We start from the raw sequence: 10,839 nt of genomic DNA, 5'->3' as shown, positions 1-10,839 counted from the left end.
CGTCAGGATCAGCTTAAATACAATGGTCTTTCTCGTTTTTTTGCAAATCACTGATCTTCATCTATCATATATCCTTTCCCGATCACATTTTCGATCAAATTCTGCCCTGTGGCCGTTTTTATTTTTTTTCCGCAGAGACGCCATATGTACCCGGACGGTGTTGCTGAAGCTGTCCACCTCATCTCCCCACACATGCTCCAGGATCTCATACTGCGTTAATGCGATCCCATATTCAGAAGCAGGTATTCCAGGATCCCCAGCTCTTTTTTTGTCAGCTTCAATTCTTCCTCTCCCACATACGCCCTCCTTTTTAATGTGTCGAATGAAAGGGCTCCGCAGCATAGAACGCCTCTGTCTGGATTGCTTTTCTCCTTAGCAAGGACCGTATCCTGGCTTCCAGCTCCGCAAAATAGAAGGGCTTGACCATGTAGTCGTTGGCTCAAAATCCAGTCCCTTCACCCGGTCGCTGACATCCGAACGCGCTGTCAGCAGGATGATATTCAACGTCTTATTGTATTCCCTTACCTTTTTCAGCACCTCAAATCCATCCATTCCCGAAGATTAATGTCCAGGATCATCAGGTCATAGCTTTCCGTGTAGCAAAGCTCTTCTCCGTCCCTCCCATTGTCCGCAGTATCCACCACATAGCCGGACAGCCTGAGGCCTTCTGCAATGCTTTCCAATAACTGTACTTCGTCTTCTACGACTAAAATCTTCATGATACCCTCTCTTTTCTGGCAGTAACCTGCTTTTTTCCCCGCTTCTTTTCGGATCCCCCTTGACCGGATCCGGGAAGGCGCCTCCACCTTCCCGGCAAAACTACTTATCTTCCTTCTTTTAAAGATAGCATTAACCCTCGAAAATTTCCACTGTTTCTATTGCCTTATCTGCACGCAGTTCTTTCTGTCGGGGCTGTCCGTCCCGGCAGGATCTGTTTGTCTCTGGAAAGAGGCTCCACCAGAATCTTAAATCCGTCGATCCCCACAGCGACCACCTCTGTTCCGGCGGAAATCTCCTCTTTTGCAACGACCTTGGTCTTTTTTCCTGCAAATTCCGCATAGCCCCGAATCCCAGGGGAGTCAACGTCTTCCCCTGACAAAACAGATACGCCTGTTCTTTCCGGATACGGCTTCTCTCCACCTGGCTGCGGATCCCTATATGAAATGCAATGGTGATCAAAACGACAACTGCTGTCTGCAGGGCGGCAATACCCATACGGATATGGCAATTGATACGATGATCGCACCATTGGCATTGGATCCTCCCGACTGGGACCGTCCGTACCAGAAAGGCATATCGTGATACTTCTCCAAGGCAGAGATACCCATGGCATAGAGGTACAAAACGATTCCCAAAACCCATAAAACTCCCTGTATCCTCTCTGGTGCAAATGCTGTCGTTTCCGTCCTATTGGTTGTCAGAAGCTCCAGTAGCTGTGGCATCACGCTTCTGATAAGGGTTGTAAATATCAAGATCCCCAGGATCTGTCCCCACTCCAGCACCGGCTTATGTACCTGGTTAAACAGATCGCTGATCTCCCCGGGATCTCCCATGCTGTCTGCCGCCAGCTCTTTGGCTTCTTCCTCCGAATATCCCTGTGCCATAAAATCTGCCGCACTGTCTTCCAGGTGATCTGTTAGCTCCCGCCGGATCGCCTGCCGGCAGGATCTGTTTTGAACCCTTCCACAGATCTTATCTAAACATATTTGCTCATTCATCTTTTCATCCCTCCATTACCAGATCCACCGCATGGTGAAAAGTATGCCACATTTCCTCTTTTTCTTTTACAAATACCCTTCCCACCGGCGTAATAGAATAATAGATCCTGGTCTTTCCCTCTGTTTCTTTCTCATAAGACGTCAGAAGCTTTTTTTCTTCAGAGAATGAAGCAGAGGGTACAGCGTTCCTGCCTTTAACTCAAATACATTCTCCGAACGGTCCCGCAGCGTGCGGATCATCTCATATCCGTACATCTCCCGCTCTGACAAAAGCTTCAGGACAAGCATCGCCATGCTTCCGGAAAGCATGCTCTTATCGATCATCTGTTTTTCTGTTTCTTCATGATATCCGCCTCCTTATATATATGATCTATATATTGATTATCTACATAATAAATCCTAAAAAAGGAAATGTCAAGAAGTCTCCTGCATTCCCTTTGTACAGCACTATGTATTACATGTCCTGCCGCCTTCTTTCCCTACCAGATTCCATGACCGACTGCATCAGAAGACTTACTGCTGTGATCCCGCCCCAGCAGGCGGCTCCCAGAAGAATAGGCTTTCCTCCACTTTTTACCAGCTTGATCAGATTGCTGTTGAGGCCGATGGCCGCCATTGCCATGATGATAAAAAATTTAGACAGATCCTTGAGCGGCGTAAAAATCTCCGATGGAATGCCCGCCTGCCACCGCTACCGTTGTGATCGCTGCCGCCAGGATGAAGTACAGGATAAACATGGGAAATGCCTTGCGCAAACGGAACCCGCCTGCACAGGTTCCATCTTTTTCCTCTGCTTCGCACGGACAAAACTTAACAGCAACGTGATGGGAATGATGGCCAGCGTTCTCGTCAGCTTCACCAGAACGGCCTTATCCAGAGTTTCGCTTCCCAGCTTCCACATACTGTCCCAGGTGGAGGCAGCTGCCGTCACAGAGGAGGTGTCATTGACTGCCGTACCTGCAAAGATCCCGAAGGCATTGCCGCCTGTCGTGTCAAATCCCACTGCCACTCCCAGCATCGGAAACAAAACCGCCGCCAATACATTAAAGAAAAAGATAACAGAGATCGCCTGCGCCACTTCGTCGTCCTCCGCCCCAATGACCGGCGCCGTAGCGGCAATAGCGGATCCTCCGCAAATAGAAGATCCTACTCCGATCAACGTAGAAATATTTCGGGGATCCTAAGTGTTTTATGCAGGATCCACGCCAGGAACAAAGAGGTACTGATGGTGCATATGATAATAGGCAGAGACTGTTTTCCCGTTTCCAAAACAACGCCCAGGTTCATGCCAAATCCAAGAAGGACCACTGCCGCCTGCCAGCACAAATTTGGAGGTGAAACGAATCCCCGCCTCCGCTTTCCCCTTGTCATTCCATACCAATGCCAGAAGCATCCCCAGTAAAATAGCAAAGACTGCGCCTCCCACGACGGGAAACTGCTTCCCCAAAAGCCAGGACAAAACTGCTATCACAAAGCAGGTCAGCATCCCCGGTCCGTTTTTCTTGATGCGATCCATTTCAACCCTCTCCTTTTCTTTCTCTTTCTGATTTTCTTTTTAACCCTTTTGATTTTTTTGCAGAGCGCTTATCTCGCACACTGCCTTCCCTGGATTTTCCCATGTACTTCCCTTGGATCCAGACGAAAAAAGAAGCAGCCTTTGCCAGACATTTCTGTGCTGCACTGCTTCTTTCTGATTCTGTTTTTCTGATGAAAGATCTATGCGATCCCTTCCAATACTTCCTCCGCAATATTTCTTGCGTGATCGGAAATACGCTCCAGGCAGACTAATGCGTCCAAAAAGACGATTCCTGCCTCTGCCTCGCACTGATTGTTGGCCAGACGTTTGATATGCCTGGTACGAAGCTGTACCTCCAGCGCATCTGCCTGGGTTTCTTTTTCCACCACCCGCAGCGCCCTGTCCTTGTCATTTTCCTGAAACGCCTTGTAAGCATAGAGATAGCTGTCCACACAGACCTCTGTCATCTCCTGCAGCTGCTCTCTTCCTGTGTCGGAAAAGCTGAGCTTCCTTTCCATGATCGTTTCTGCAAACTCAGAAATGTTTTCACAATAGTCGCTGACCCGTTCCATATCCGATACGATCTGCAGCAAATGTGAGATCTCCTGGTGCTCCTTTTCACTGATCTGCAGAGAACTCAGCTTGATGGCATAGTCGGTGATTCCGGCGCAAAGGCGATCCACCGTTTTTTCTTCCTCCCGCAAAAAGCGGATATCCTGTTCCTTCGGTGCAAACAGTACATTCTTGGCCACAAGCAGGGACTCCTCCACGATCTTTCCCATGCGGTCGATCTCTTTGACCGTTGCCTGCAGTGCGATGCTGGCGTTTCCAGAACACGTTCGTCCAAAAGCACCGTGCTCTTTTCCTGCTCCCTTCTTTGACTCTGCCCAGTTTCTTTGCCAGGCGGATGATCCAGTTGGAGGCCGGGAACAGCAGAACAGTCGTACCAATATTGAAGATGGTATGTACCAAACTGATCTGTGTCTGGGTGATCACACCCGTTCCTGCCGCCACATTGATCAGCTTAAAGTATACGATAGCTACCACTGAAAAATGATCGTCCCTATGATATTGAACAACAGGTGCATCAGCGCCGCCGTCTTTGCCGTCCGTTTTGCTCCCAGACTGGCAAGAATCGCGGTGATACAGGTACCAATATTCTGTCCATGATGATGTAGATGGCCGCGCTGAAAGGAACCAGTCCTGCTGCCGCAAGACTCTGCAGGATTCCCACGGAAGCTGAAGAGCTCTGGATGATCGCTGTCACGACCGTTCCTGTGAGGATTCCTAAAAACGGAATATTGCCCAGTGTTACAAACAGTGGAATCCTCACAGGAACGGTCGTGACAGCGATCATCCAGAGCTCTTCAGCTTCCGTGGGAATCCTGCAGAGTCTTGCGGCAGCAGGACTGGTTCCTTTCAGCGCGGCCATCTACATCATCATGGGACAGAATATTGGTACCTGTATCACCCGCGATTCTTGCCAGTCTGGGAGCAAAACGGACGGCAAAGACGGCGGCGCTGATGCACCTGTTGTTCAATATCATAGGGACGATCATTTTTTCAGTGGTAGCTATCGTATACTTTAAGCTGATCAATGTGGCGGCAGGAACGGGTGTGATCACCCAGACACAGATCAGTTTGGTACATACCATCTTCAATATTGGTACGACTGTTCTGCTGTTCCCGGCCTCCAACTGGATCATCCGCCTGGCAAAGAAACTGGGCAGAGTCAAAGAAGGGGAGCAGGAAAAGAGCACGGTGCTTTTGGACGAACGTGTTCTGGAAACGCCCAGCATCGCACTGCAGGCAACGGTCAAAGAGATCGACCGCATGGGAAAGATCGTGGAGGAGTCCCTGCTTGTGGCCAGAATGTACTGTTTGCACCGAAGGAACAGGATATCCGCTTTTTGCGGGAGGAAGAAAAAACGGTGGATCGCCTTTGCGCCGGAATCACCGACTATGCCATCAAGCTGAGTTCTCTGCAGATCAGTGAAAAGGAGCACCAGGAGATCTCACATTTGCTGCAGATCGTATCGGATATGGAACGGGTCAGCGACTATTGTGAAAACATTTCTGAGTTTGCAGAAACGATCATGGAAAGGAAGCTCAGCTTTTCCGACACAGGAAGAGAGCAGCTGCAGGAGATGACAGAGGTCTGTGTGGACAGCTATCTCTATGCTTACAAGGCGTTTCAGGAAAATGACAAGGACAGGGCGCTGCGGGTGGTGGAAAAAGAAACCCAGGCAGATGCGCTGGAGGTACAGCTTCGTACCAGGCATATCAAACGTCTGGCCAACAATCAGTGCGAGGCAGAGGCAGGAATCGTCTTTTTGGACGCATTAGTCTGCCTGGAGCGTATTTCCGATCACGCAAGAAATATTGCGGAGGAAGTATTGGAAGGGATCGCATAGATCTTTCATCAGAAAAACAGAATCAGAAAGAAGCAGTGCAGCACAGAAATGTCTGGCAAAAGGCTGCTTCTTTTTTCGTCTGGATCCAAGGGAAGTACATGGGAAAATCCAGGGAAGGCAGTGTGCGAGATAAGCGCTCTGCAAAAAAATCAAAAGGGTTAAAAAGAAAATCAGAAAGAGAAAGAAAAGGAGAGGGTTGAAATGGATCGCATCAAGAAAAACGGACCGGGGATGCTGACCTGCTTTGTGATAGCAGTTTTGTCCTGGCTTTTGGGGAAGCAGTTTCCCGTCGTGGGAGGCGCAGTCTTTGCTATTTTACTGGGGATGCTTCTGGCATTGGTATGGAATGACAAGGGGAAAGCGGAGGCGGGGATTCGTTTCACCTCCAAATTTGTGCTGCAGGCGGCAGTGGTCCTTCTTGGATTTGGCATGAACCTGGGCGTTGTTTTGGAAACGGGAAAACAGTCTCTGCCTATTATCATATGCACCATCAGTACCTCTTTGTTCCTGGCGTGGATCCTGCATAAAACACTTAGGATCCCCGGAAATATTTCTACGTTGATCGGAGTAGGATCTTCTATTTGCGGAGGATCCGCTATTGCCGCTACGGCGCCGGTCATTGGGCGGAGGACGACGAAGTGGCGCAGGCGATCTCTGTTATCTTTTTCTTTAATGTATTGGCGGCGGTTTTGTTTCCGATGCTGGGAGTGGCAGTGGGATTTGACACGACAGGCGGCAATGCCTTCGGGATCTTTGCAGGTACGGCAGTCAATGACACCTCCTCTGTGACGGCAGCTGCCTCCACCTGGGACAGTATGTGGAAGCTGGGAAGCGAAACTCTGGATAAGGCCGTTCTGGTGAAGCTGACGAGAACGCTGGCCATCATTCCCATCACGTTGCTGTTAAGTTTTGTCCGTGCGAAGCAGAGGGAAAAAGATGGAACCTGTGCAGGCGGGTTCCGTTTGCGCAAGGCATTTCCCATGTTTATCCTGTACTTCATCCTGGCGGCAGCGATCACAACGGTAGCGGTGCAGGCGGGCATTCCATCGGAGATTTTTACGCCGCTCAAGGATCTGTCTAAATTTTTATCATCATGGCAATGGCGGCCATCGGCCTCAACAGCAATCTGATCAAGCTGGTAAAAAGTGGAGGAAAGCCTATTCTTCTGGGAGCCGCCTGCTGGGCGGGATCACAGCAGTAAGTCTTCTGATGCAGTCGGTCATGGGAATCTGGTAGGGAAAGAAGGCGGCAGGACATGTAATACATAGTGCTGTACAAAGGGAATGCAGGAGACTTCTTGACATTTCCTTTTTTAGGATTTATTATGTAGATAATCAATATATAGATCATATATATAAGGAGGCGGATATCATGAAGAAAACAGAAAAACAGATGATCGATAAGAGCATGCTTTCCGGAAGCATGGCGATGCTTGTCCTGAAGCTTTTGTCAGAGCGGGAGATGTACGGATATGAGATGATCCGCACGCTGCGGGACCGTTCGGAGAATGTATTTGAGTTAAAGGCAGGAACGCTGTACCCTCTGCTTCATTCTCTGAAGAAAAAAAAGCTTCTGACGTCTTATGAGAAAGAAACAGAGGGAAAGACCAGGATCTATTATTCTATTACGCCGGTGGGAAGGGTATTTGTAAAAGAAAAAGAGGAAATGTGGCATACTTTTCACCATGCGGTGGATCTGGTAATGGAGGGATGAAAAGATGAATGAGCAAATATGTTTAGATAAGATCTGTGGAAGGGTTCAAAACAGATCCTGCCGGCAGGCGATCCGGCGGGAGCTAACAGATCACCTGGAAGACAGTGCGGCAGATTTTATGGCACAGGGATATTCGGAGGAAGAAGCCAAAGAGCTGGCGGCAGACAGCATGGGAGATCCCGGGGAGATCAGCGATCTGTTTAACCAGGTACATAAGCCGGTGCTGGAGTGGGGACAGATCCTGGGGATCTTGATATTTACAACCCTTATCAGAAGCGTGATGCCACAGCTACTGGAGCTTCTGACAACCAATACGGACGGAACGACAGCATTTGCACCAGAGAGGATACAGGGAGTTTTATGGGTTTTGGGAATCGTTTTGTACCTCTATGCCATGGGTATCTCTGCCTTGGAGAAGTATCACGATATGCCTTTCTGGTACGGACGGTCCCAGTCGGGAGGATCCAATGCCAATGGTGCGATCATCGTATCAATTGCCATATCCGTATGGGTATTGCCGCCCCTGCAGACAGCAGTTGTCGTTTTGATCACCATTGCATTTCATATAGGGATCCGCAGCCAGGTGGAGAGAAGCCGTATCCGGAAAGAACAGGCGTATCTGTTTTGTCAGGGGAAGACGTTGACTCCCCTGGGATTCGGGGGCTATGCGGAATTTGCAGGAAAAAAGACCAAGGTCGTTGCAAAAGAGGAGATTTCCGCCGGAACAGAGGTGGTCGCTGTGGGGATCGACGGATTTAAGATTCTGGTGGAGCCTCTTTCCAGAGACAAACAGATCCTGCCGGGACGGACAGCCCCGACAGAAAGAACTGCGTGCAGATAAGGCAATAGAAACAGTGGAAATTTTCGAGGGTTAATGCTATCTTTAAAAAGAAGGAAGATAAGTAGTTTTGCCGGGAAGGTGGAGGCGCCTTCCCGGATCCGGTCAAGGGGGATCCGAAAAGAAGCGGGGGAAAAAAGCAGGTTACTGCCAGAAAAGAGAGGGTATCATGAAGATTTTAGTCGTAGAAGACGAAGTACAGTTATTGGAAAGCATTGCAGAAGGCCTCAGGCTGTCCGGCTATGTGGTGGATACTGCGGACAATGGGAGGGACGGAGAAGAGCTTTGCTACACGGAAAGCTATGACCTGATGATCCTGGACATTAATCTTCCGGGAATGGATGGATTTGAGGTGCTGAAAAAGGTAAGGGAATACAATAAGACGTTGAATATCATCCTGCTGACAGCGCGTTCGGATGTCAGCGACCGGGTGAAGGGACTGGATTTTGGAGCCAACGACTACATGGTCAAGCCTTCTATTTTGCGGAGCTGGAAGCCAGGATACGGTCCTTGCTAAGGAGAAAAGCAATCCAGACAGAGGCGGTTCTATGCTGCGGAGCCCTTTCATTCGACACATTAAAAAGGAGGGCGTATGTGGGAGAGGAAGAATTGAAGCTGACAAAAAAAGAGCTGGGGATCCTGGAATACCTGCTTCTGAATATGGGATCGCATGTAACGCAGTATGAGATCCTGGAGCATGTGTGGGGAGATGAGGTGGACAGCTTCAGCAACACCGTCCGGGTACATATGGCGTCTCTGCGGAAAAAAATAAAAACGGCCACAGGGCAGAATTTGATCGAAAATGTGATCGGGAAAGGATATATGATAGATGAAGATCAGTGATTTTGCCAAAAAAAACGAGAAAGACCATTGATTTAAGCTGATCCTGACGGTCCATCGTTATCTTTCTTGCCATGACGGGGATCCTGTATTTTTGCATTGGGATCTATCAGGGACATATCATGGACAAGATCGCCACGCAACTGGAAATGAATCTGGAAGAAGTGGAGAAGGAGTCCGGGGACGGGACATTTTTAGTGATACAGGCAGAGGAGGCAGCTCCCCAGAGCGAGTTTCTGATCTATTCCTCTTTCATCTTTTTAGCGGTCATTTTTTGGGAGGAACCATCTTTTATGTGGTGATCACACGGATGATGAAGCCGCTGAAACAGCTGGGACGAAGTGTCTGAGATTGATATGGAGCAGGCCAGCTATGTAAAAAACAAGGTGCTGATCGAAAATGGAGGGATGGAGATCCAGGAGTTGTCCAGAGTCCTAGACGGAGCTTTCAGCGAGATCTACGAAAGCTATGAAAGACAGAAAAAATTCAGTGTCAATGTGGCTCACGAGGTACGGACGCCTCTGGCTATTCTGTCTGCCAAGATCGACGTCTTTAAGAAAAAGAAAACAGAGGATCCGGAAGAAATCGCCGGTTCGTCCATGCAGAAAAATATTGCACGGCTGTCCGATATGGTGGAAGGAATCATGATGCTGAGCCAAAAGCAGGAAGTGAGAACGCAGGAGGTGAATCTGAGGGAGATCCTGGATGAGATCCTCTTTGACCTGGAGGATATGGCGGCGGAAAAGAGGTGGCGCTTTCCCTGGAGGGAGACAATGTAGTAGCGCATACGGATGAACAACTGATAGAAAGAGTGTTGTTTAATCTGGTGGAGAATGGAATCAAATATAACAGGGAGGGTGGAAATGTGCAGGTAAGCACGGAAGATCTGCCGGACCGGGTAAAGATCCGGATTGCCGACACAGGAGTAGGCATCAGGGAAGAGGACAAGCCTCATGTGTTTGATCTGTTTTACCGGGTGGATGAATCCAGAAACAGGGAAACGGGAGCTACGGAATCGGTCTGGCGCTGGTGCGGCATATTGTGGCCGGCTGGGAGGAACTATTTCTCTCGCGGACAATCTTCCCCGGGGCAGTGTGTTTGGTGTGTCTGCCCAAAACCGGAAACGGATCGGAAGTAGGAAAAGACAAATAGAACGACAGCGGATATCCAAGACCATATCCGAAAAAATATCCCTTCAGACGGACGATCCTGTGGAAAGTGTGAAGGGATATTTTTCGTTTACAGGGCATAAGTACTTATAAACGAAAAAACATTTAGGTTCTTAACAAACTTTATACCCCAAGTGTTATGATACCGTCAGGAGGTGACGTCATTGAGAGTAAAAACGAGAAAATGGATGAGTGCAGTGCTGGCGATAGGAATCTTCTTCATTGTATACGGGGCCTATCGCGGAGAGGTGGAAACTGTCTTTTCAAAGGCAGTCAGAATTTGTTTAGAATGCGTGGGATTGGATAAATGGGAAGAGTATTTGACTGGTTGAAAGAAAAAAATTATTTTGCGGCATTGCGAAACAGAAGAGGGATCGTACAGGGGATTGCCACGTTGCTGACAAATATCCATGTATGGAATTTCTTTAAGGGACTATTTATACCGGAGGCGCAAAGCAGGTCTGTGTTCCGGGACTGAACTGTTACTCCTGCCCGGGAGCGACGGAGCCTGTCCCATCGTTCCTTTCAGGCAGTGGTAGAAGCTCCAAGTTCCGGTTTCCTACTACATCACAGGAATCCTGATCCTGTTTGGAGCCCTGGTGGGGAGATTGATCTGTGGGTTCTTTTGCCC

General features: G+C 48.9%; 14 protein-coding genes and 6 pseudogenes. 11 read left to right on the top strand and 9 right to left on the bottom strand.

Annotated elements, in window-relative coordinates; translation table 11 throughout:
• Positions 1-57 precede the first annotated feature (57 nt).
• The 9 genes and pseudogenes from FYJ34_RS15440 to FYJ34_RS15425 all read right to left on the bottom strand — a co-directional run.
• Positions 58-192 carry a hypothetical protein gene (locus FYJ34_RS15440; RefSeq protein WP_334296376.1) on the bottom strand — a complete coding sequence of 45 codons (135 nt, stop codon included), beginning with the start codon at positions 190-192 and terminating at the stop codon, positions 58-60.
• Between the two features lie 23 nt (positions 193-215).
• Positions 216-443 (bottom strand): hypothetical protein, encoded by a 228-nt coding sequence (locus tag FYJ34_RS14900; protein ID WP_330582756.1) that lies wholly within the window; start codon positions 441-443, stop codon positions 216-218.
• Positions 373-537, bottom strand: coding sequence for a response regulator (locus FYJ34_RS15435; protein ID WP_334296375.1), 165 nt, complete (start codon positions 535-537; stop codon positions 373-375). Before FYJ34_RS15435 ends, FYJ34_RS14900 begins: the two co-directional genes overlap by 71 nt.
• Positions 531-719 (bottom strand): response regulator, encoded by a 189-nt coding sequence (locus tag FYJ34_RS14895; RefSeq protein WP_330582755.1) that lies wholly within the window; start codon positions 717-719, stop codon positions 531-533. Before FYJ34_RS14895 ends, FYJ34_RS15435 begins: the two co-directional genes overlap by 7 nt.
• 164 nt (positions 720-883) lie before the next feature.
• Positions 884-1,099: an NfeD family protein gene (locus FYJ34_RS12480; protein ID WP_154478998.1), complete on the bottom strand. Its 216-nt coding sequence runs from the start codon at positions 1,097-1,099 to the stop codon at positions 884-886.
• Positions 1,100-1,175: 76 nt separating this feature from the next.
• On the bottom strand, positions 1,176-1,718 hold the full coding sequence (locus FYJ34_RS12475) for a permease prefix domain 1-containing protein (protein WP_154478997.1): 543 nt from the start codon (positions 1,716-1,718) through the stop codon (positions 1,176-1,178).
• Between the two features lie 4 nt (positions 1,719-1,722).
• A pseudogene (locus FYJ34_RS15430) lies at positions 1,723-2,042 on the bottom strand (PadR family transcriptional regulator).
• A 130-nt stretch (positions 2,043-2,172) separates the two neighbouring features.
• Positions 2,173-3,204 (bottom strand): annotated as a pseudogene (locus FYJ34_RS12465) (YeiH family protein).
• A gap of 230 nt (positions 3,205-3,434) precedes the next feature.
• Positions 3,435-4,555 (bottom strand): annotated as a pseudogene (locus FYJ34_RS15425) (Na/Pi cotransporter family protein); the annotation flags it as partial.
• Between the two features lies 1 nt (position 4,556).
• Between FYJ34_RS15425 and FYJ34_RS15420 the strand changes: the two are divergent.
• From FYJ34_RS15420 to FYJ34_RS15415, 11 genes and pseudogenes are all read left to right on the top strand, one after another.
• A pseudogene (locus tag FYJ34_RS15420) lies at positions 4,557-5,648 on the top strand (Na/Pi cotransporter family protein); the annotation flags it as partial.
• Between the two features lie 201 nt (positions 5,649-5,849).
• Positions 5,850-6,884, top strand: a pseudogene (locus FYJ34_RS15660) (YeiH family protein).
• 135 nt (positions 6,885-7,019) lie between these two features.
• On the top strand, positions 7,020-7,361 hold the full coding sequence (locus FYJ34_RS12445; protein ID WP_235899376.1) for a PadR family transcriptional regulator: 342 nt from the start codon (positions 7,020-7,022) through the stop codon (positions 7,359-7,361).
• A 4-nt stretch (positions 7,362-7,365) separates the two neighbouring features.
• The gene (locus FYJ34_RS12440; protein WP_154477765.1) at positions 7,366-8,202 is read left to right on the top strand and encodes a permease prefix domain 1-containing protein; all 837 of its coding nucleotides are present in this window, start codon (positions 7,366-7,368) and stop codon (positions 8,200-8,202) included.
• A 166-nt stretch (positions 8,203-8,368) separates the two neighbouring features.
• Entirely contained in the window at positions 8,369-8,716 is a 348-nt protein-coding gene (locus FYJ34_RS14865) for a response regulator (RefSeq protein WP_330582750.1), read from the top strand.
• 77 nt (positions 8,717-8,793) lie between these two features.
• Positions 8,794-9,042 carry a winged helix-turn-helix domain-containing protein gene (locus FYJ34_RS14860; protein ID WP_330582749.1) on the top strand — a complete coding sequence of 83 codons (249 nt, stop codon included), beginning with the start codon at positions 8,794-8,796 and terminating at the stop codon, positions 9,040-9,042.
• 119 nt (positions 9,043-9,161) lie between these two features.
• Positions 9,162-9,341 carry a hypothetical protein gene (locus tag FYJ34_RS12430; RefSeq protein ID WP_154478996.1) on the top strand — a complete coding sequence of 60 codons (180 nt, stop codon included), beginning with the start codon at positions 9,162-9,164 and terminating at the stop codon, positions 9,339-9,341.
• Positions 9,342-9,380: 39 nt separating this feature from the next.
• On the top strand, positions 9,381-9,818 hold the full coding sequence (locus FYJ34_RS12425; RefSeq protein ID WP_154478995.1) for a sensor histidine kinase: 438 nt from the start codon (positions 9,381-9,383) through the stop codon (positions 9,816-9,818).
• Positions 9,788-10,177, top strand: coding sequence for a sensor histidine kinase (locus FYJ34_RS12420; protein WP_154478994.1), 390 nt, complete (start codon positions 9,788-9,790; stop codon positions 10,175-10,177). Before FYJ34_RS12425 ends, FYJ34_RS12420 begins: the two co-directional genes overlap by 31 nt.
• 219 nt (positions 10,178-10,396) lie before the next feature.
• Complete coding sequence (locus FYJ34_RS12415) at positions 10,397-10,540, top strand: CD1871A family CXXC motif-containing protein (RefSeq protein ID WP_206671435.1); 144 nt, start codon at positions 10,397-10,399, stop codon at positions 10,538-10,540.
• Positions 10,516-10,839 (top strand): annotated as a pseudogene (locus FYJ34_RS15415) (4Fe-4S binding protein); the annotation flags it as partial. The gene FYJ34_RS12415 and the pseudogene FYJ34_RS15415, both read left to right, overlap by 25 nt.

The sequence above is a fragment of the Suipraeoptans intestinalis genome, from assembly GCF_009696485.1.
Taxonomy (GTDB): domain Bacteria; phylum Bacillota; class Clostridia; order Lachnospirales; family Lachnospiraceae; genus Suipraeoptans; species Suipraeoptans intestinalis.
Note: the sequence above shows the minus strand (reverse complement) of the source record. Positions and strands in the feature narration are given on the sequence as shown.

What these genes read in the sequence shown, in the direction of transcription:
- FYJ34_RS12445 (WP_235899376.1), top strand. Translation starts at nt 7,020, where the DNA reads ATGAAGAAAACAGAAAAACAGATGATCGATAAGAGCATGCTTTCCGGA.
- FYJ34_RS12475 (WP_154478997.1), bottom strand. Translation starts at nt 1,718, where the DNA reads ATGAATGAGCAAATATGTTTAGATAAGATCTGTGGAAGGGTTCAAAAC.
- FYJ34_RS14895 (WP_330582755.1), bottom strand. Translation starts at nt 719, where the DNA reads ATGAAGATTTTAGTCGTAGAAGACGAAGTACAGTTATTGGAAAGCATT.
- FYJ34_RS12415 (WP_206671435.1), top strand. Translation starts at nt 10,397, where the DNA reads ATGAGTGCAGTGCTGGCGATAGGAATCTTCTTCATTGTATACGGGGCC.
- FYJ34_RS12430 (WP_154478996.1), top strand. Translation starts at nt 9,162, where the DNA reads ATGGACAAGATCGCCACGCAACTGGAAATGAATCTGGAAGAAGTGGAG.
- FYJ34_RS12440 (WP_154477765.1), top strand. Translation starts at nt 7,366, where the DNA reads ATGAATGAGCAAATATGTTTAGATAAGATCTGTGGAAGGGTTCAAAAC.
- FYJ34_RS14865 (WP_330582750.1), top strand. Translation starts at nt 8,369, where the DNA reads ATGAAGATTTTAGTCGTAGAAGACGAAGTACAGTTATTGGAAAGCATT.